Genomic DNA, 18350 nt, shown 5'->3' with positions numbered 1-18350 from the left:
CGACGGGGCGTCCCCGCCGTCAGAACGACGGCATCACTTCCTCGGCGTAGAACTCCAGTACCCCCTCCACGTCCGGGGCGACCTGCATGAGCGTCACGCGGTCGTACCCCGCGTCCTCGAACGCGCCGACGTTCTCGACGTGGGCGTTCGGGTCTGGGTCCGTGACCATGCTCCCCTCGGCGATGTCGGCGGGTTCGACCATCTCGCAGGCCTGGTCGAAGTGGGTCGGGGTCGGCAGCAGCGAGCTGAGTTCGCCCGTCAGCGCCGTGTTCGGCCAGCGCTCGTAGGCGGCCTCGACCGCCTCGTCCTCTGTCTCGGCGTAGGAGAGGCTCAACTGGCCGTACTTCGGCCCCTCACCGCCGGCGTCCGCGAAGGCTTCCGCGACGTCCTCCTGCGGGCCGACCGAGACGAGGCCGTCGCCTATCTCGGCGGCGGTCCGGGCGGCGCGCTCGCCGTACGCCGAGACGTGCACGTCCGGCTCCTCGTCGGGGAGCGTGAACAAGCGGGCGTTCTCCACGTCGAAGTGGGTGCCGTGGTGGCTCACCTGCTCACCGGACCAGAGCTTCCGGACCACCGCGACCGCCTCCTCCAGCATCTCCAGGCGGACCGGCTGCTCGGGCCAGTGGTCGCCGAGTACGTGCTCGTTCAGCGCCTCGCCGGTGCCGACGCCGAGCGAGAACGTCCCGGGGTGCATCGTCGCCGCCGTCGCGGCGGCCTGCGCGACTATCGCCGGGTGGATCCGCATGATCGGGCACGTGACGCCGGTCTCGACCGGTATCCCGTCGACGGCCCGCGATACGCCGCCCAGCGTCGACCAGACGAACGGGCTCTCGCCCTGTGCGGGGATCCACGGGTGGTAGTGGTCGGATATCGTCAGGTAGTCGAAGCCGAGTTCCTCGGCGCGGACCGCGTGGTCGACGAGTTCGTTCGGGCCGTGGAGTTCGCTCGACAGGGCGAAGCCGAAGTCGGGCATGGCCGCGGTTCCACGGGGAGCGGGTTAAGCGCCAGTCCACGCTCGCGTTACCTGTCGGGCCGGGGGGAAGCGACGCCGGCCGGCCGCGGGCATAACCCACACGGCGCTGGCGGTTCGATCCCGTGTCGTGAGCGACCACGACGCGACGCTCCGGGAACTGTACGAGCGCCTCGCCGCGACGGCCGAACTACCGGTCGAACGCGACGCGAGCCGGTGGATCGGCGAGGCGGAGGCCGTGGCGGCGGACCTCGCCGGGAGCGACCTGCCGCCGGGGACGGTCGCGGAGCGCGTCGGCCACGTCCAGGACCTGCTCGCCGAGGTGGAGGGGACCGGCCACCCGGAGGCGGACGAGCACGTCGAGCGTGCGCGGGCGCTGGCCGACGCGATCCTGCCCGACGGGTGACCGGTACGGACCGGGACAGGTAACCGGCCGGACACTGGCGCTTTACCGGGTCCCCGACGAACCGATCGTATGGTCGAACACACCCGTACGCTCGGGTTCTGGGTCGCGTTCGCGCTCGGGCTTGGGACGATGATAGCGGCGGGCATCTTCTCGCTGTCCGGGCAGGCGGTGGCCGTCGTCGGGAGCAGCGCGATACTCTCCTTCGTCATCGCCGCGCTCATCGCCGGCGTGACCGCGGCGTCGTACTCGGAGTTCGCGTCGATCTACGCGGAGAACGGCGGCGGCTACCTCTTCAGTTCGCGGACGTTCGACCGCGACCTGCTGGAGTACGGCGTCGGCGCGTCGCTGTTTCTCGGCTACACCGGGACGACGGCGTTCTACCTCGCGACGATGGACGAGTGGTTCTTCGAGTTCATCGTCCCGCACGGGTGGCCCATCCCCCACGGGACGATCGGGGTCCTGGCGGCCGTCCTGCTCGGCGCGCTCAACGCGCAGGGGACCGAGGAGAGCGGGGCGTTCCAGGTGATCGTCAGCGGCGCGAAGGTGGCGGTCCTGATCGCCTTCATCGGCGGCGCGTTCGCGTACAAGGCCCCGGCGGAGACGGTCGGGTCGTTCACGGCGGCGTTCTCGACGGACGTGGGCGGGATCGTCTCCATCGCGGCGCTGGCGTTCATCACGTTCTTCGGGTTCTCCGCCATCGCGGCCAGCGCGGGGGAGATCATCGAACCCCGGAAGACGGTCCCGCGGGCTATCGCGGCGAGCATCGTCACCGTCACGATCCTCTACGCGTTCGTCATCGTCGCCATGGTGAACGCGCCGATCCCGGCGGAGGTCATCGCCGAGGAGGGCGAGACGGCGATGGGCACCGTCGCGAACGCCTTCCTCGGCAACGTCGGGATGGCCCTGATCGTCGCCGGCGCGATCTTCAGCATGGTGAGCGCGTCGAACGCGAGCGTGCTCGCCGCCAGCAGCATCGGGTCGCTGATGGGCCGACAGGGGCAGGCACCGCGGCCGTTCTCGCGGATCCACCCCGTCTACGGCACGCCGTTCTGGAGCGTCGGGACGGTCACGGCGACCATCGTCGTCATGATCGTCGCGTTCATCATGGCGTTTCCCGCCGGGGGCGGCCCGCTCGGCCTCGGCCTCGGACTGGACGCGCTGACCGGCTTCGCGACGTTCAACCTGCTCGCGCCGCTGTCCGTTGTCAACGTCGCGCTGATCGTCTCGCGGCGGCGCTTCCCGGACATCGAGCGACCGGTCCGCGTCCCGCTGGTCCCGCTCCTGCCGGTCGTCGGCATCCTCGCCAACCTCGCGCTGATCACGAACCTTCCGGTCACCGGCGTCGTGGTCGGCACGATCGTCATCACGGGGCTCGTGGCCGCCTATCTGGTCTGGGGCGGCGCGCCCGAGACCGGGGAACTGTTCGAGCGCGTCGTCTCGCCGTACTCCCCGGAGGAGGCGGCCAGGCGGTCGGTCGGCGGCGGTGGCGGCGGTCGGGACCCCGACGAGGCGCCGGTGGCGTCGACGGCGGGCGAGGGCACGGGGACGGGGGACGAGGACCGGTTCCGGATCGTCGTCCCTGTTCGCCGTCCCGACCGTGCGCCCCGGTACGTCCGCCTCGCGGCGACCGTCGGGCAGCAGTACGCCGACGACCCCGTCGTGCAGGTGATAACCGTCACCGGGATCCCCGACCAGACGCCGAGCGAGATGGTCGTCGACACGGCGGAGGAGCGCGCCACCCGGATCGGCGACGAACTCGCCGCCGCCGGGGTCGAGGTGGAGTACACCGTCGAGGGGCACGTCTCCCGCGACGTCGGCTTCGGCATCGTCCAGACCGCGCGGAACCACGGGGCCGACCTCATCCTCATGGGCTACCCCGAGGACCACCCCGACATCGCCGAGCGGGTGGAGTACAGCGCCCCCTGCGACGTGCTGTACGTGAACGGGTTCCCCGACGCCGCCACCGGCGTTCCCTCCGTCGTCAACGTCGGCGCGGGCGGCGGGCCCCACCACGAGGCGCTCCTGCCGTTCGTCGACAGGCTGGCCGGTAACGGGGCCGCGGTCCACGTCGTCAACGTCGATCCGCGCGGCGGTGGCGGGACGGCCGAGGACCCCAGTTCGACGCTTAGCGGCCTGCCGTCGGCCGAGTCGGTCGAGGTCCACGACGTCACCGCCGACACCGTCGCCGAGGGGCTGGTGACGACGGCGGCCGAGAACGGCGGGATACTCGTCATCGGCGCGTCGCGCACCCGGGCGCTGCGCCAGTGGGTGCTCGGGAGCACGCCGGACCGCGTCATCGAGCGGGCGGCGGCGGCCGGCGTCCCCGTCGTCGTGTACGCCGGCGAGACGGGCGTCCGCGGCCGGATCGAAGGGCTGCTGTTCCCGCTGTACCGGGCCGTCGTCGGCCTGCGGAGCCGGAACCGCCGGATGGGGGTGCAGGGGACGAGTTCGACCCCGAGTCAGGACTGAGTCGTTGCCTGCTCCGACCGGTCATTTAACCTGCCGGGCGAACAGGGACGAACCAGCGAATGCGAGAACTTCGAGACATCGAGGGGTTCCGACCGAAGGACCTGACGCAGCGCCAGCGGCTCCTGGTGGTGTACGCGGTCGGGCTGGGGACCGTCGTCCTCCTGCTCACGGTGGTCTACAACTGGGGGATGGCGGCGCTGGAGGGCCGCCCCCAGTCGATCTTCCGGTCGTTCCAGACGGTCGTCGAGACGATGACGACGACCGGCTTCGGCGCGGACGCGCCGTGGGACACCCCGGCGATGAACGTGTTGATGGTGACGATCCAGGTGACCGGCGTGGTGATCGGCTTCGTCACGCTCCGGGTTCTCGTCATCCCGCTGTTCGAGCGAACGCCGCTCAACCTGGACGACCGGCTCTCGACGAAGGACGACCACGTCGTCGTCGCCGAGTACCAGCGGAACGCGGAGCTACTGCTCGACGAGCTAGAGGAACTGGACGTGGACTACGTGCTCGTCGACTCCGAGGAGGACGAGGCAAAGCGGCTCTCGGACGACGGCTACCAGGCGATAAACGGCGACCCGGAGGACCGCGACGACCTCCGCCGCGCCACCGTCGGCCGGGCCGACGTGCTCATCACCGACGCGGGCGACCGCACCGCGAGCATCGTCCTGACGGCCCTGGAGGAAAACGAGGACCTGCGGGTCGTCAGCTTCCTCGAATCGACCCGCCGGAAGGCGGCGCTGACGGAGGTCGGCGTGGATAGAGGGGTCGCGCCGAACGCGCTCATCGGCCAACGGCTCGCCGAGAAGGCGGCGACGCCGGTCGCGGTCGACGCGCCGGTCGACGACGACGGCGGCGTGGTGATCCGGGAGATACTCGTCCGGCGGGACAGCCCGCTGCACGGCGTCACGGTGCGCGAGTCGCCGCTCGCGAGTCACCCGAACCTGACGCTCGTCGCCGGCTGGTTCGACGGCGAGTTGCGGCTGCCGCCGTCGCCCGACGAGCGGCTCACGCCCAACACGGTGCTGGTCGTCGCCGGCCCGGCGGGCGAGATCGACGACGTGGCCAGCGACCTGAGCGACGTCCGCGTCAGCAGGACCGCCGCACATTCCCGGGTTCTGGTCGCGGGCTTCGGCGAGGGCGGGATGGCGGCGGTGAACGCCTTCCCCGACGACGTCGCGGCGACGACCATCGACGACGACGCGGCGGCCGACCCGGACGTCGTCGGGGACGTGACCGAACCCGAGACGCTCCGCGAGGCCGGCATCGACGACGCCTCCGCGCTCGTCGTCACGGTCGACGACGACGCGACGGCGCTTTTGACCGTGGCGATGGCCCGGTCGCTGTCGTCCGACGTGGAGATACTGGCCCGCGTGACGGACGCCGAGAAGGCGTCGGCCGCGTTCCGGGCCGGCGCGGACTACGTCCTCTCCGTCCAGCGGGTGTGCGCGCGGCTCGTCGCCTCCGAGGTCCACGGCGAGCGCGTGATGGACCCCACGAACCAGATCCGGCTGGTCCGGGCCGATGCCGCGCCGTTCGCGGGCGAGGCGCTCGGGGACACGCGCCGGGTCGGGGACAGGGGGTGGATGGTCGCCGGCGTCGTGCGCGACGGCGAGGTCCGCACCGACGAGCGCACCACGATCCGCGCCGACGACGAGGTGTTCGTCGCCGGCAGCGACGAGGGGATCGGCGAGTTCGAGCGGACGGTCGACGCGGCGTGACCCGGACCCAAGGCGGATTAGTGCGCGACGCACCTCGCGGCCACCCTGATAACTTTCGACACAACTAACTCGCCGTCCTCGGAAGTACTGCCCGAGCCAATAATGAAACTGCACGAGTACCAGGCGAAGGGAGTCTTCGCCGACGCCGGGATCCCGACGCCCGCCTCCGAACTGGCGGACAGCGTCGACGAGGTCCTGGCAGCGGCCGAGGAGATCGGCTATCCGGTGGCTGTGAAGGCGCAGGTACAGGTCGGCGGCCGCGGCAAGGCGGGCGGTATCAAACTGGTCGAGAGCGACGAGGAGGCCCGCGAGGCGGCCGAGTCGATCCTCGGGATGGACCTCAAGGGCATCCACGTCGACCGGGTCCTCGTCGAGGAGGCGGTCGACTTCGTCAACGAACTGTACGTCGGCGTCACCATGGACCGCGGCGAGGGCAAGCCCGTGGCGATGGTGTCGACCCGCGGCGGCGTCAACATCGAGGAGGTCGCCGAGGAGGACCCCGACGCCATCGTGCGCGAGCACGTCGACCCCGCGTTCGGGATGCACCCCTACCAGGCCCGGAAGGCCGTCTACGAGGCCGGCGTCGACCGCGCCGTCGCCAACGACGTGGCGAGCGTCCTGCGCACGCTGTACCAGCTGTGGGACGACAAGGACGGGGCCGACGCGGAGATCAACCCGCTGATGGTCACCAGCGACGACGAGGTCATCGCGGCCGACGCCGTGATGAACATCGACGAGGACGCCCTGTTCCGCCAGCCCGAGATCGCGGAGATGGAGGACGAGTCCGCGTCCGGCGACGAACTGGAGCAGAAGGCCGACGAGTACGGCTTCGACTACGTCCGCCTCGACGGCAACGTCGGCATCATCGGCAACGGCGCGGGCCTCGTGATGACGACGCTCGACCTCGTCGACTACTACGGCGGCGCGCCCGCCAACTTCCTCGACGTCGGCGGCGGCGCGAAGGCCGAGCGGATCGCCAACGCCCTCGACATGGTGTTCTCCGACGACAACGTCGACAGCGTCGTGTTCAACATCTTCGGCGGCATCACCCGCGGCGACGAGGTCGCCCGCGGCATCAACGAAGCCCTGGAACAGTTCGACGAGATCCCCAAGCCCGTCGTCGTGCGCCTCGCGGGCACCAACTGGGAGGAGGGCCTCGAGATCCTGAACGAGGACCTCGTCACCGTCGAGCAGACACTTGAGGACGCGGTCCAGCGTGCGGTCGACTACGCCGAGGAGGTGGAAGCATGAGTGTTCTCGTCGACGACGACACCCGAGTGGTCGTGCAGGGCATCACCGGCGGGGAGGGCAACTTCCACGCCGAGCAGATGATCGAGTACGGCACCAACGTCGTCGCCGGCGCGGTGCCGGGCAAGGGCGGCCAGGAGGTCCACGGCGTCCCCGTCTACGACACCGTGGAGGCCGCCGCGCGCGAGGAGAACGCCGACGCGTCGGTGATCTTCGTGCCGCCGGCCTTCGCCGGCGACGCCGTCTTCGAGGCGCTCGACGCGCCGATCGACCTCGCGGTCGCCATCACGGAGGGCATCCCCACGCAGGACATGGCCCGCGTGAACAAGCGCCTCGACGAGGTCGACACCCGCCTCATCGGGCCGAACTGCCCCGGCATCATCACGCCCGGCGAGGCGAAACTGGGCATCCTGCCCGGCAACATCTTCTCCTCGGGCAACGTCGGCCTCGTCTCCCGGTCGGGGACGCTCACCTACCAGGTCGTCGACAACCTGACCGACCGCGGCCTGGGCCAGACGACCGCCATCGGCATCGGCGGCGACCCGATCATCGGCACGGACTTCGTCGACGCCCTCGAACTGTTCGAGGCCGACGAGGACACCGAGGCCGTCGTCATGTGCGGCGAGATCGGCGGCGAGGACGAGGAGGAGGCCGCGGCGTACATCGGCGAGCACATGGACACGCCGGTCGCCGGCTTCATCGCCGGCCGCACGGCCCCGCCGGGCAAGCGCATGGGCCACGCCGGCGCCATCGTCTCCGGCAGCGGCACCGGCACCGCCGAGTCGAAGATCCAGGCGCTCAACGACGCGGGCGTCCCGGTCGGCGACACCCCCGGGGAGGTCGCCGACGCCGTCGAGGACCTGCTGTAGGCCGACGCGCGGTTCTCCCGGTTTTTTGCCCGCCGCCCGCGAGCAGCGGGTATGGCACGCGAGTACGACAAACTGGTCCGGGACCGGATCCCGGAGCTGATCGAGGCGGACGGCGAGCGGCCGGTGACACACGTCGCGGACGGCGCGGAGTACGAGCGCCGCCTGCGCGAGAAACTGGACGAGGAAGTTCGCGAGTACCGCGAGGACGGCGACCCCGAGGAACTGGCCGACGTACTGGAGGTCGTACACGCGCTCCGCGAGCTAGCGGGGCTGACGGAGGCGGAACTGGCGGCGTTGCGCGCGGAGAAAGCGGAAGACCGCGGGCGGTTCGAAGAGCGGGTCGTACTGGAGCGCGTCGAGTAGCCGCGGTCGGCGGCGGCCGCGCGGCCCCGACGGCGCTACTCCGAGATGCCGTACACGTCGCCGGTCCAGTCCCGCGACGGGTAGTCGTACACCGGCCGATCGCGGTCGGCCTCGTCGAGGCGCTGCCGGTCCGCGTCGTCGAGTTCCCAGTCGAACAGTTCGACGTTCTCGCGGACGTGCTCGGGCGTCGAGGACTTCGGGAGCGGCACCACGTCGTTCTCGACCGCCCAGCGGAGGACGACCTGCGCGGGCGACTTGCCGTAGGAGTCGGCGAGGTCCGCCACGACGTCGCTCTCGAATATCTCCGTGCGGGCGAGCGGCGCGGCGGCCTCGATCACGGTGTCGGTCTCGCGGCAGTACTCCACGAGGTCCGGGCGCTGGAACCACGGGTGGTACTCGATCTGGTTGACGGCGATGGGGACGTCGGAGACGTGCTGGGCGCAGCTGAGCTGGTAGGCGCTGAAGTTCGAGACGCCGACGTTGCGCACCTTCCCCTCGTCGTGCAGGGTCGCCATCGCGTCCAGCGTCTCCCGGAGGGATATCGCCGGGTTCGGCCAGTGGATCAGGTACAGGTCCAGGTAGTCGGTGCCCAGTCGCTCCAGCGACGCCTCGCAGGACTGGATCACCGACTCGTACGCGAGGTTCTTCGGGAGCACCTTCGACGTGAGGAACACGTCGTCGCGGTCGTAGTCCGCGAGGGCCTCGCCGATCTCGGCCTCGTTTTTGTACCCCTCGGCGGTGTCGACGTGCGCGTAGCCCGCGTCCAGGCCGGCGCGGACGGCCTCGCGGACGGTGTCGCCGCCGATGTTCCACGTGCCGACGCCGACCACCGGCAGTTCGTCGCCGCTCGGGAGCGTCTTGGTCGGGAGAGTCATGACGGTTCGATCCCCTCACGCGACGCCGTTAACTGTAGCGAAACCCCCGGTCGCCTTCCGTCATCGTCGCCCCCGCGGCGACCGCGCCGCCGGCGGCGTACGCGAGCGCCGCCGCGACGCCGACGCCCGCGAGGACGTAGTAGCCGTACGCGACGACGACGTCCGGCGGGGTGTTCGTGGCGACCGCGTAGTGGAGCCACCAGTAGACGGTGTGGCGCGGGGCGGCGCTCTCGTGGATCGCGTAGGCCAGCGACCCGCCGAAGAGGACGCCGGCGGTCCCGCCGCTCGCGAGGCCGTGGAGCGCGCGTCGTCGTCGGTCGCCGCCGGCGAGCGTCCCCGCGACGTAGCCGCCGGCCGCGCCCGCCAGCAGGAGCGCCGCGGCGGCCGGGAGCCGGACCCACGGCGGGACGGGCACCGAGACGGCGAGCAGCAGCGCCGCCAGCGGCGGCACCAGCCCGAGCGACAGCGCTTCAGCGTCGACCATGCGACCCCCTACGGCGGGGCGAAAGTAGGCGCTTTCGGGCGGTGACGCGACCCCGGTGCCGGCCTCAGCGTCGGCCGAACAGCGACCGAACCGCGCCGAGGATGCCGCCGCTCCCCGCGGACGACTCGTCGGCCGAGTCGGCGGACGCCTCGGTGCCGTCGCCGACGTCCGCGGCCTCGCTCGCGTCGTCCCCGCCGTCGGGGTCGACCCAGTGGAACTCGTCGCCCTCCTTTCGGTCCGGGATGAGGAGGTCGTCCAGTTCGCTCCCCGCCGCGATCGCCTGCCCGCCGTCGGTGAACCGTTCGTAGCTGTGTCCCTCAGCGTCGGCGACTATCTCGTCGGCGGACCCGTCGAACGTCGCGTCAAGCCCGTCCGTCTCGGCCTCGTCCCGCAGTTCGCGGAACAGTTCGCCCGCCGTCGTGTCCCGGACGCCGTCTTCCGCGTCGCCATCGTCGAACACGCCGCCGTCGCTGATCGTCGATACCCCTATCCCCCGGTCGGCCGCTCCCCCGTTCGTCGTCATGAACTGATTGGTCTTGGATACCACGTGTCTTCTTTTAAATCTTGGTACGATGAAAACCGACCCCCTCCCGCGGTGACGCTTTCCGCGGCTTTTTGACACCTCGCGCCGAAGCTGCGGTATGAACTTCGGCGTACTCAGCACGGCACACATCGCTCGGACGGCCTTCATCCCCGCGCTCGACGGCACCGACCACGACGTCGTGGCGATCGCGTCCCGGGACGGCGACCGCGCCGCGGCGGCGGCGGAGGACCACGGGATCCCCCGCTCGTACGGGAGCTACGAGGCGCTGCTGGAGGACGACGGGCTGGACGCCGTCTACAACCCGCTGCCGAACGCCCACCACGCCGAGTGGACGGAGCGGGCGGCCGACGCCGGCCTCCACGTGCTCTGCGAGAAGCCCCTCGGCGTCGACGCCGACGAGGCGCGCGAACTGGGCGAGTACTGCGACGAGCGGGGCGTGACGCTGATGGAGGCGTTCATGTACCGGTACAACCCCCGCACGGAGCGGGCCATCGAAGTCGTCGAGGAGGAACTGGGCGAGGTGCGCTCCGTGCAGTCGCGGTTCTCGTTCCGCATGGGCGACACCCCCGACGACATCCGCCTCTCCCCCGACCTGGCCGGCGGGAGCCTGATGGACGTGGGCTGTTACGCCATCCACGCGACCCGGCAGTTCCTCGGCGAGCCCGAGCGGGTCGTCGGCACCACGAACGACGCGCGGGGCGCGGGCGTCGAGACGGAGGCCGCCGCGACGCTGGAGTACGAGGGCGGCGCGACGGCGCAGGTGTCGTCCGGGTTCGAGACGCCGGAGACCCAGTACTACCGCGTCGAGACGACCGACGGCTGGCTGGAGGTCACCGACGCGTTCAACACGTCCGACGTGACCGAGCCGACGCTGACCTACGCGGTCGACGGGCGGACCGTCACCGAGACGTTCGAGCCGGTCGACCAGTACGCGCTGGAGGCGGACCACTTCGCGGACTGCGTCGCCGAGGGGCGGACGCCGCTGACCGACGCCGAGGACGCCGCGGCGACGCTCGCGGTCATCGACGCCATAAAGGAGAGCGCGGCGACCGACGCGCCCGCGACGCTCGACTAACTTCGGGCCCCCAGCCGGTCGGTCGACTGGCGACGCGGGCCGCCGTCAGCGCCCGCCGAGCCGGTCCGTACACTCGTGGCAGAACGTGTACTCGGCCCCGTTGAGCGCCCCGCAGGTCCGGCACGCGACGGCGTCTCCCGCCCCGTCGTCCGACCCCCGGGACCGCTCGTCGGACGTCCGCGGGAACCCCGAGCCGGCGGCCCGGTTCGGGAGGCTCCTGCCGTCGTCCCGGCTGCGCTCCAGCAGGAGCAGGGGGAGCACGACGAGCAGGGGCACCAGCACGACGACGCCGGCGTACAGGACCGCCGTGACGAGGGCGTTCATGCTAGCTGTTAGCAGACGACAATACTTAGTTGATACGGCCGCGAAGCGCGGTCAGGCGACCCGGGCGAGGCCGACGACCGTCACCGCCGTTGCGAGCACGCCGAGCGCGAACAGGCCGTAGTTGGCGACCCGGTTTTTCGCGGGCGTCAGGTTCAGCGAGTAGCGGCGGCGCGACAGCGGCCACAGCGGGCGGATCCCCATCGGCGTCAGCACGTCGCCGAGCAGGTGGGTCGACACCGATAGCGTTCCGAGCGCGAACCCGAGGACGGCCGGGTCAAGGCCGAGCACCCCGTCGACGGCCGGCGCGAGCGCTGACCCCGCGACGGCCAGGACGCCGCCGACCAGCAGCGCGAACGCCAGCGAGTGGGTCGGCCCGCGGTGCTCGACGAGCGGCAGGCGGTGGTCGCAGTCCGGGAGCGTCGCGGTGCCGACCATCACCGCGCCGCCGACGTACGCCGCGAACGGGTGCCCGGCGAGCACGAGCGCCGCGCCGACCGGCGCGTACACGAGCATCGCGATCCCGTAGTGACCCAGCTGATACACGGCCCGGGGTACGCGCCGGACGCTCGGAAAGCTGTCGGTCCGCCGGTCGAAACCATCATAATCGTTAGTGCCGAACCGCCGCGCATGGCCGAGGACGTAGACGCCATGACGCGGTTCCCCGTACCGGACGTCGAGGACCTGCCCGCGGACCTGCGGGAGCGCATCGAGGCCGAGACCGAGCGCGCCGGCTTCACGCCGAACGTGTTCCTCGCCTACGCCTACCGGCCCTCGCAGTTCCGGGCGTTCTTCCAGTACTACGACGCGCTGGTCGAGGACAGCGACCTGACCCGCGAGGAGATTGAGATGATAATCGTCGCCGTCAGCGGCGTCAACGATTGCTATTACTGCAACGTCGCCCACGGCGCGCTGGTCCGTATCTACGCGGAGGACCCGCTGCTGGCCGACCAGCTCGTCTCCAACTACCGGAACGCGGACGTCAGCGACCGCCACCGCCGGATGCTCGACCTGGCGGTGGAGCTCACCGAGAACCAGGCGGCGGTCGACGAGGACGACTTCGAGCGCCTCCACGAGGCCGGGTTCAGCCGGCGGGAGATCTGGGACATCGGGGCCGTCGCCGCCTTCTTCAACCTCTCGAACCGGATGGCCCAGCTTGCGGACATGCGGCCGAACGAGGAGTTCCACACGATGGGCCGATGACCGCCGACAGTCGCAACAGCCGCGCGGCGTTAAATTAACCGTCGCGTGTCGAAAAGCGTTTGGCGGCGACGGCACAACGCCGGGGCATGCACGAACTCGACGACACCGACCTCGGCATTCTGCGCTTGCTGGCCGCCGACGCCCGCCGCCCGTACAGCGAGATCGCCGAGCGGGTCGGCGTCTCGCCGCCGACCGTCTCCGACCGCGTCGACCGGCTCGAGGAACTCGGCGTCATCGAGCGGTTCACGCTCGACATCGACCGCTCGAAGCTGAGCGACGGCGTGTCGGTACTCGTCGACGTCGACCTCCGGCCCGGATCCGTCGGCGACGTCAAGCGCCGCCTCGCCGAGGTCGACGAGGTCGAGCACGTGTTCGCCACCGCCGACGCGGGCGTCGTGGCGAAGGCGACCGTCCGGCCCGACGAGGTCGGAGCGATGCTCGCGGACGCGGTCGACGCCGACCAGGTCCGCGACTACGACGTGCGCCTCCTCGCCGACGCCGAGCGGAGCCCACAGGTCGACGCCGCCGAGTTCGCCCCGAACTGCGACGAGTGTGGCGACACCGTCACGGCCGACGGCGAGTCGGTCCGGATCGACGGCCGCCTCCATCACTTCTGCTCGTCTGCCTGCCGGAGCGACTTCGCGGAGCGCTACGAGCCGTTGGAAGACCCAGCCTGAGCGGCGCGGGCCGGAGCGTCCGAGCCGTAACTGTTCTAAAGGAACGCTCCGTTCCCCCGGGTATGGCGACAGAACTCACGGTCGACGGGATGACCTGCCAGGGCTGCGAAGCGGTCGTCGAGAAGGCACTGGAGATGGCCGACGGCGTCGACGACGCCTCGGCGGACCGCTACGAGAGCGTCGCCGAGGTGCAGGGGGACGCCGACCCCGAGACGCTGGTGACGAAAGTCGAGATGGCCGGCTACGAGGCCTCGACGTAACCGGGTCGTCGGCTGGGGACATCGGGTCGAGGTGCGTGGCCGGCGACCGCCAGCGACCGCCGAACCGCGGCCGTTTTAGGCGTCTCCGTCCTACCGGTCCCCGTGCAGAACGTCACCGACCGGACGCGGAACCCCTTCGGCATGTCGCCGCCCTGTGAAGCCGCCTGCTCGGCGAGCCACGCGGCCGTCCTCGGCTACGGCGACGCCAACGCGGACTTCCACGTCGTCGGCGACCACCCGGGCGTCCACGGCGGCGGGGGGACCGGCGTCCCGTTTACCGGCACCGCGGGGGCCGAGCGCCTCCAGTCGGTGCTCCACGAGGTCGGCCTCCTCGGTGCTCCCTACGCCGACGAGCCGACGGCCGAGAACCTGTTTCTGAGCTACCTCCACGCCTGCTGTCCGCCCGACGGGGCGACACCCGACGCCGACGCGTACGCCCGGCTCGAACCGTTCTTCGACGCCGAGTTCCGGGCGATCAACGCCCACGTCATCCTCCCGGTCGGGGAGCGCGCGACCGACCACGTCCTCGCGGAGTTCACCGCGAAGGCCAACCAGGTCGAGACGGACATGCCGGCGATCCACGGCTCCGAGGTCCGCGGCCGCGGCTACCTCGTCGTGCCCGTGCGCGACCCGGGCGAGTGGGACGACACGGATGCCGACCGGCTCCGCGCGCGCCTGGAGGCGATCCTCGGCTCCGACTACCGACAGGAGAGCGACCTCGGGCGGTTCCTCCCCGGGAGCGAACCGTACCGGGTCCGCTGACCGCGGCCGATCGCCCCGCGCCGGCCGACCCCGGCGGTTCCGTCGATTCCACAAAACACGTATGGGTTCCCGCGGAGCGTGACGTATGGACCGGTTTCGCGGCTACCCGCTCGGCGCGTGGTTCGTCCTCGCGACGGGCGTCGTCTTCGGCCTCCGCACGGCCGCGGTGATGTGGTTCGGGCGCGCCGACATGTTCGCGCTCAACTTCAAGGTGTACTACTACGCCGCCGAGACCGCGATGGCCGGCGGCGACTTCTACGCCGCGACGCCGCCGGACTGGCCGGCGTACAGATACCTCTACCCGCCGCTGTCCGTCCTCGCGTTCTACCCCGCCGCGGTCCCCGGAAGCTGGGTCCCCGGCTTCCTCGTCCACACGGCCGGCGCGGCCGCGTTCGGCGCGGCCGGCGGCGTCCTGCTCGGGCGCTACGTCGAGCGCGCCGGGCGCTCGCTCTCCCGCCTCGACTACGGCCTGATCGTCGGCTTCCTCGTCCTCTCGATCCACTCCGTCCCGTCGGTGTTCTACGGCAACGTCAACGTGCAACTGGCCGCGCTCACCGTCGCCGGCTTCGTCGCGCTGGACCGCGGCCGCGAGGAACTGTCCGGGGTCGCGTTCGCGCTGGCCGCGTTCATCAAGGTGTTCCCGGCGCTGTTCGGCGTCTGGTTCCTCCGCCGCCGCGCGTGGCGCGCCGTCGGCGCGGCCGTGGGGACCGGCCTCGGCCTGCTCGCGCTCGGCGTGCCCGTCTTCGGCGTCGGGACGACGCGGACCTATCTAGAGGAGGCGCTGTTCCCGCGGAACCGCGCGGAGCTGTTCCAGGGCGGACTGGACCCCAACAGCGCGTACATCACGCTCCGCCGGCCGCTGTCGGTCGCCTTCCCCGAGATGGACCCGACGCTGCTCGTCGCGCTCCCCTTCCTCCTGCTCGCGCCGGTCGTGTGCTACCTCTACACCGGGGTCGACGACCGCGTCGACCGCCTCGTCGCCATCCACGGCACCGTGACGGCGACGCTGCTCGCGCTGCCCTCCTACTTCATCTACTACGTGTATCTGGCCTTCCCGCTCGTCGCGCTGCTGTACCTCATGGACGACCGCCCCTCGCGGACGGCGTTCGTCGCGGGCGCGTTCGTGGCGAACCTCTCCTTTACGCTCAACAACGCCGAGAACGTCGTCCGACTGCTCCCCGAGGCCGTCCGGCCGGCGCTGTTCGCGGTCGTCCGCCCGCTTTTCACGTTCGCCTCGCCGATCGAGTACGGGATGTTGCTGATGCTCGCGGCGTGTGTAGTCTACCGCCGACGGCAGGGCGGCGCGGCCGTCAGAACAGACGCTTCAGCCGCGGCGTGACGAAGGCGTTGAACGGGAGGGCGACGACCGCCAGCAGCGGCAGGACGCCGAACGCGACGACGGTCACGACCGGCCAGTCGTACTCCGCCGCGCCCGCGCCGAGGCCGAAAAGCGGCGTGAGGACCGCCACGACGTAGAGGTAGGTGGGCTGCCAGGCGAACGACCGCCGCGTCGTCCTGACCACGACGAAAAACACCGCCGGCAGCGCGACGGCTCCGAGGGCGACGAGCAGTCCGGCACCCGGGAGCCCGTCGGAGACGGCCGTCGTCCGGACGTACTCGAACACCGACGTCAGCCCGTACTCGCCGGCGACCAGGGCTTCGCGGAGCGCCGTCGTGTCCGTCCCCGCCGCGCGCACCGCCGCCGCGAACTCCCGGAGCGCCCCGACGTGCCCGCGGGCGTACAGCCCCACACCCGCGAGGTAGACGAGCGACGTGAGGAACACGACCGGCCAGCCGTAGTTGAGCGACCGGAGGCGCTCGACCAGTCCGGGACCAGACGTCGTATCGCTCGTGGGGGTGCTCGTCGAGGACGCCTCCGACGACGCGTCGCTCGTCCCGGCCGCCGCCTTGCTGGTGCTCGTCGACGCGCCCGCGTTCGTCCCCCCCGAACTCGTCGTCCCGGTTCGCGTCCCGCCTGCGGTCGCGCTCCCGGTGCTCGTCCGCGTGCGGGTGTTCGTCCGCGACGACGACCCCGACCCGGTGCCCGTACTCGTCGACGTGTCCGCCGACGCCGAGCCGCCGGAGGAGGCCGTTTTGCCGGCGCTCCCGGCCGTCGTGCTCGTGGTCGACCCGCCGCTCCGTCCCGCGGTCGTGGCTCCCGTCGAAGCCGACCCGCTCGTGGTCCCCGATCCGCCGCCCGCGTCGCCGTCCGCGTCGGCCGGCTTCCACTGGTCGGGGTCGGGCAGCCCCTCCAGCCGCTTCGCGACGTAGTCCTTGTGTCCGAGCCTGTCGTACGCCTTCCGCTCGACGGGGTCTTTCAGCGTGTCGTACCCCTTCTTCAGAGCGGTGAACTGGGCCGGTGCCCGGGGGTCGTCGTTCAGGTCGGGGTGTACCTCCTGTACCTTCTTCCTGAACGCTTCCTTGATCTCGTCCTGGGAGGCGTCGGCGGGGACTCCGAGGAGATCGTAGAAGTCGTGCGTCATAGAGAGTGTTCGGTTCCCGAAACGTACCCAGGGTTTATAGGTTCAATGCAAGTAATCCTGTCGGCCGCGGAAGTCGCTCAGCGTCGTCTGTCCGGAGAGGGCCGGGCGATCAGCCGACTCGTCGACCGCGCTCTCGGTTCCAGTCCGATCCGCTGCGGCGTCGTCGCCGCTCGACGCGCCGTCGTCCGTACCGCCACCCCAGCCGTCGAGGCTCGCCTGGTCGCCCGCCGAGAAGCTGAGGTTCGAGACGCGCACGCCGACCTTCCGGACCGGCTCGTCGGCGAACTCCGTCAGCAGGTCCAGCGCAACGTCCTCGACGAGTTCCGGCTCGTCCACGGGACCGGGCAACGACCGCGCGCGCGTGTTCACGTCGTAGGGCGGCGTCACCGCCTTGATGCCGATAGTCCGATACAGTGCGCCCTCCCTCTGGGCGCGGTCGGCGACGGCCGTCGCCAGCGTGCGTACCTGCTCCCGTTTCGGGTCCGGGTCCGTGACCGCCTCCGCGAACGCCGACTCCCGGGAGAGGCTCTTCGGCCGACCGGTCGGCGTCACCTCGCGGTCGTCGGCCCCCCTCGCGCGGTCGTACAGTTCGCGGCCGCGGCTGTCGAACGCGGCTTCCAGGTCCCGCGGGTCCGCGTCGGCGACGTCGCCCGCCGTCTCCAGCCCCATCTCGCGAAGTGTCCGCGCGGTCACCGGGCCGACGCCGTGGATCTCCTCCACGTCCAGCGGTGCGAGGAAGTCCGCCACCTCGTCGGGGTCGACCACGACGAGGCCGTCCGGCTTGTCCCGGTCGCTGGCGACCTTCGCGGTGCTCATGTTCGGCGCGACGCCGACGCTGGCGACGACGCCCACCTCACGCTCGATCCGGTTTTTCACGTGGCGCGCGAACCCCTCCGCCACCTCCCAGGCGGTGCGGTCGGTCACGTCGAGGTACGCCTCGTCGACGCTCACCTCGCGGACCACGTCCGCGCAGTCGTGGAGGATCGCCTTCACGTTCTCGCTGATCGACTCGTAGAAGTCCATGTCCACCGGCCGGTAGTACCCCGCGTCGGCCGGGTCGAGGTCCGGGTCCTCCCGGGCGTCGACTTTCCGGGGCAGCCGCTCCAGCGCCGTCGAGATGGCCTGCGCGCTCTCGACGCCGTACGCTCGGGCCTCGTAGCTCGCGGTCGCAACCGCGCCGATGTCGTCGTCCGGTTCGTACCCCATCCCCACGACGAGCGGTTCGCCGCGGAGCCGTGGCTCCCGGAGCCGTTCGCAGGCCGCGTAGAAGCAGTCCATGTCGACGTGGAGGACGATCCGGTCGCGGTCCTCCGCGTCGGGGACGCCGGGGAGCTGCGGCCCGTCCATGGCCGGCGGTTGGTAGCCAAGCGGTATTAATGACGCGGCGCGCGGACGGCGGTCGCGGTCCGCTGTCGGTACTGGGCGGTGATGGTCTCATCGAGCGTGCTACTCGACGGGAGAGGTGTGGCGGAGCCTGATGGCTCCGTGGATGGTATGAGAAAAGCCCAGTCGGCGGGTGCCGACTGGGCTGTAGTATGAGTGGGAGGCGGCGATCCGGTGGTCCCAGAGGCTCGCGCACTCCAGTACTTGCCGGAACGCTGGCGGGCTTAACGTCCGTGT

General features: G+C 71.1%; 20 protein-coding genes. 12 read left to right on the top strand and 8 right to left on the bottom strand.

The features are described 5' to 3' along the window. Nucleotides 1-19 precede the first annotated feature (19 nt). Nucleotides 20-973 (bottom strand): TIGR03557 family F420-dependent LLM class oxidoreductase, encoded by a 954-nt coding sequence (locus EYW40_RS00100; RefSeq protein WP_135819594.1) that lies wholly within the window; start codon nucleotides 971-973, stop codon nucleotides 20-22. 127 nt (nucleotides 974-1100) lie between these two features. On the opposite strand from EYW40_RS00100, the gene EYW40_RS00095 reads away from it, so the two are divergent. The 6 genes from EYW40_RS00095 (at nucleotide 1101) to EYW40_RS00070 (ending at nucleotide 8046) form a co-directional block, all read left to right on the top strand. Beyond that, the gene (locus EYW40_RS00095; RefSeq protein ID WP_135819593.1) at nucleotides 1101-1376 is read left to right on the top strand and encodes a DUF8152 family protein; all 276 of its coding nucleotides are present in this window, start codon (nucleotides 1101-1103) and stop codon (nucleotides 1374-1376) included. Between the two features lie 69 nt (nucleotides 1377-1445). Further along, nucleotides 1446-3845 (top strand): amino acid permease, encoded by a 2400-nt coding sequence (locus EYW40_RS00090; protein ID WP_135819592.1) that lies wholly within the window; start codon nucleotides 1446-1448, stop codon nucleotides 3843-3845. 59 nt (nucleotides 3846-3904) lie between these two features. Then, entirely contained in the window at nucleotides 3905-5566 is a 1662-nt protein-coding gene (locus tag EYW40_RS00085) for a potassium channel family protein (protein ID WP_135819591.1), read from the top strand. 102 nt (nucleotides 5567-5668) lie between these two features. Next, complete coding sequence (sucC, locus tag EYW40_RS00080; RefSeq protein WP_135819590.1) at nucleotides 5669-6817, top strand: ADP-forming succinate--CoA ligase subunit beta; 1149 nt, start codon at nucleotides 5669-5671, stop codon at nucleotides 6815-6817. Then, nucleotides 6814-7683: a succinate--CoA ligase subunit alpha gene (sucD, locus tag EYW40_RS00075; RefSeq protein ID WP_135819589.1), complete on the top strand. Its 870-nt coding sequence runs from the start codon at nucleotides 6814-6816 to the stop codon at nucleotides 7681-7683. The genes sucC and sucD overlap by 4 nt, the downstream gene beginning before the upstream one ends. 51 nt (nucleotides 7684-7734) lie before the next feature. Continuing rightward, the gene (locus EYW40_RS00070; protein ID WP_135819588.1) at nucleotides 7735-8046 is read left to right on the top strand and encodes a nucleoside triphosphate pyrophosphohydrolase; all 312 of its coding nucleotides are present in this window, start codon (nucleotides 7735-7737) and stop codon (nucleotides 8044-8046) included. 35 nt (nucleotides 8047-8081) lie between these two features. On the opposite strand, the gene EYW40_RS00065 is transcribed toward EYW40_RS00070, so the two are convergent. The 3 genes from EYW40_RS00065 to EYW40_RS00055 all read right to left on the bottom strand — a co-directional run bounded on the left by EYW40_RS00065 (nucleotide 8082) and on the right by EYW40_RS00055 (nucleotide 9952). Then, entirely contained in the window at nucleotides 8082-8921 is an 840-nt protein-coding gene (locus tag EYW40_RS00065; protein WP_135819587.1) for an aldo/keto reductase, read from the bottom strand. Nucleotides 8922-8949: 28 nt separating this feature from the next. Further along, nucleotides 8950-9405, bottom strand: coding sequence for a hypothetical protein (locus EYW40_RS00060; protein WP_135819586.1), 456 nt, complete (start codon nucleotides 9403-9405; stop codon nucleotides 8950-8952). A gap of 64 nt (nucleotides 9406-9469) precedes the next feature. Beyond that, complete coding sequence (locus EYW40_RS00055; protein WP_135819585.1) at nucleotides 9470-9952, bottom strand: hypothetical protein; 483 nt, start codon at nucleotides 9950-9952, stop codon at nucleotides 9470-9472. 94 nt (nucleotides 9953-10046) lie between these two features. On the opposite strand from EYW40_RS00055, the gene EYW40_RS00050 reads away from it, so the two are divergent. After that, nucleotides 10047-11024 carry a Gfo/Idh/MocA family protein gene (locus EYW40_RS00050; RefSeq protein ID WP_135819584.1) on the top strand — a complete coding sequence of 326 codons (978 nt, stop codon included), beginning with the start codon at nucleotides 10047-10049 and terminating at the stop codon, nucleotides 11022-11024. Between the two features lie 45 nt (nucleotides 11025-11069). Here EYW40_RS00050 and EYW40_RS00045 read toward each other — a convergent pair whose 3' ends face one another. Both EYW40_RS00045 and EYW40_RS00040 read right to left on the bottom strand, forming a co-directional pair. Beyond that, nucleotides 11070-11348 (bottom strand): DUF7577 domain-containing protein, encoded by a 279-nt coding sequence (locus EYW40_RS00045; protein ID WP_135819583.1) that lies wholly within the window; start codon nucleotides 11346-11348, stop codon nucleotides 11070-11072. A 51-nt stretch (nucleotides 11349-11399) separates the two neighbouring features. Then, on the bottom strand, nucleotides 11400-11891 hold the full coding sequence (locus tag EYW40_RS00040) for a metal-dependent hydrolase (protein WP_135819582.1): 492 nt from the start codon (nucleotides 11889-11891) through the stop codon (nucleotides 11400-11402). 84 nt (nucleotides 11892-11975) lie between these two features. On the opposite strand from EYW40_RS00040, the gene EYW40_RS00035 reads away from it, so the two are divergent. From EYW40_RS00035 to EYW40_RS00015, 5 genes are all read left to right on the top strand, one after another. Further along, a complete protein-coding gene (locus EYW40_RS00035) occupies nucleotides 11976-12548 on the top strand; it encodes a peroxidase-related enzyme (protein WP_135819581.1) in 573 nt (190 codons plus the stop codon). Between the two features lie 86 nt (nucleotides 12549-12634). Next, nucleotides 12635-13225: an AsnC family transcriptional regulator gene (locus EYW40_RS00030; RefSeq protein WP_135819580.1), complete on the top strand. Its 591-nt coding sequence runs from the start codon at nucleotides 12635-12637 to the stop codon at nucleotides 13223-13225. 62 nt (nucleotides 13226-13287) lie between these two features. Beyond that, nucleotides 13288-13485: a heavy-metal-associated domain-containing protein gene (locus EYW40_RS00025; RefSeq protein ID WP_135819579.1), complete on the top strand. Its 198-nt coding sequence runs from the start codon at nucleotides 13288-13290 to the stop codon at nucleotides 13483-13485. A gap of 102 nt (nucleotides 13486-13587) precedes the next feature. After that, complete coding sequence (locus tag EYW40_RS00020; RefSeq protein WP_202614396.1) at nucleotides 13588-14247, top strand: uracil-DNA glycosylase family protein; 660 nt, start codon at nucleotides 13588-13590, stop codon at nucleotides 14245-14247. Between the two features lie 85 nt (nucleotides 14248-14332). After that, nucleotides 14333-15586, top strand: coding sequence for a glycosyltransferase family 87 protein (locus tag EYW40_RS00015; protein ID WP_135819578.1), 1254 nt, complete (start codon nucleotides 14333-14335; stop codon nucleotides 15584-15586). Here the strand turns inward: EYW40_RS00015 and EYW40_RS00010 are convergent. Both EYW40_RS00010 and dinB read right to left on the bottom strand, forming a co-directional pair. Then, a complete protein-coding gene (locus tag EYW40_RS00010) occupies nucleotides 15558-16730 on the bottom strand; it encodes a J domain-containing protein (protein ID WP_135819577.1) in 1173 nt (390 codons plus the stop codon). The two genes, EYW40_RS00015 and EYW40_RS00010, sit on opposite strands and share 29 nt — an antisense overlap. Before the next feature lie 42 nt (nucleotides 16731-16772). Further along, on the bottom strand, nucleotides 16773-18077 hold the full coding sequence (gene dinB / locus EYW40_RS00005) for a DNA polymerase IV (protein WP_135819576.1): 1305 nt from the start codon (nucleotides 18075-18077) through the stop codon (nucleotides 16773-16775). Nucleotides 18078-18350: the final 273 nt, after the last annotated feature.

Source organism: Halostella litorea (genome assembly GCF_004785955.1).
In the GTDB taxonomy this organism is placed as follows: Archaea; Halobacteriota; Halobacteria; order Halobacteriales; family Natronoarchaeaceae; genus Halostella; species Halostella litorea.
This window is presented reverse-complemented; position numbering and strand designations above follow the sequence as displayed.

Bases quoted from the DNA above. Each gene is read 5' to 3' on its own strand.
- EYW40_RS00090 (WP_135819592.1), top strand. From the start codon at position 1,446: ATGGTCGAACACACCCGTACGCTCGGGTTCTGGGTCGCGTTCGCGCTC.
- EYW40_RS00070 (WP_135819588.1), top strand. From the start codon at position 7,735: ATGGCACGCGAGTACGACAAACTGGTCCGGGACCGGATCCCGGAGCTG.
- sucD (WP_135819589.1), top strand. From the start codon at position 6,814: ATGAGTGTTCTCGTCGACGACGACACCCGAGTGGTCGTGCAGGGCATC.
- EYW40_RS00065 (WP_135819587.1), bottom strand. From the start codon at position 8,921: ATGACTCTCCCGACCAAGACGCTCCCGAGCGGCGACGAACTGCCGGTG.
- EYW40_RS00085 (WP_135819591.1), top strand. From the start codon at position 3,905: ATGCGAGAACTTCGAGACATCGAGGGGTTCCGACCGAAGGACCTGACG.
- EYW40_RS00015 (WP_135819578.1), top strand. From the start codon at position 14,333: ATGGACCGGTTTCGCGGCTACCCGCTCGGCGCGTGGTTCGTCCTCGCG.
- EYW40_RS00010 (WP_135819577.1), bottom strand. From the start codon at position 16,730: ATGACGCACGACTTCTACGATCTCCTCGGAGTCCCCGCCGACGCCTCC.
- EYW40_RS00100 (WP_135819594.1), bottom strand. From the start codon at position 973: ATGCCCGACTTCGGCTTCGCCCTGTCGAGCGAACTCCACGGCCCGAAC.
- EYW40_RS00035 (WP_135819581.1), top strand. From the start codon at position 11,976: ATGGCCGAGGACGTAGACGCCATGACGCGGTTCCCCGTACCGGACGTC.
- EYW40_RS00050 (WP_135819584.1), top strand. From the start codon at position 10,047: ATGAACTTCGGCGTACTCAGCACGGCACACATCGCTCGGACGGCCTTC.
- EYW40_RS00030 (WP_135819580.1), top strand. From the start codon at position 12,635: ATGCACGAACTCGACGACACCGACCTCGGCATTCTGCGCTTGCTGGCC.
- dinB (WP_135819576.1), bottom strand. From the start codon at position 18,077: ATGGACGGGCCGCAGCTCCCCGGCGTCCCCGACGCGGAGGACCGCGAC.
- EYW40_RS00060 (WP_135819586.1), bottom strand. From the start codon at position 9,405: ATGGTCGACGCTGAAGCGCTGTCGCTCGGGCTGGTGCCGCCGCTGGCG.
- EYW40_RS00025 (WP_135819579.1), top strand. From the start codon at position 13,288: ATGGCGACAGAACTCACGGTCGACGGGATGACCTGCCAGGGCTGCGAA.
- sucC (WP_135819590.1), top strand. From the start codon at position 5,669: ATGAAACTGCACGAGTACCAGGCGAAGGGAGTCTTCGCCGACGCCGGG.
- EYW40_RS00045 (WP_135819583.1), bottom strand. From the start codon at position 11,348: ATGAACGCCCTCGTCACGGCGGTCCTGTACGCCGGCGTCGTCGTGCTG.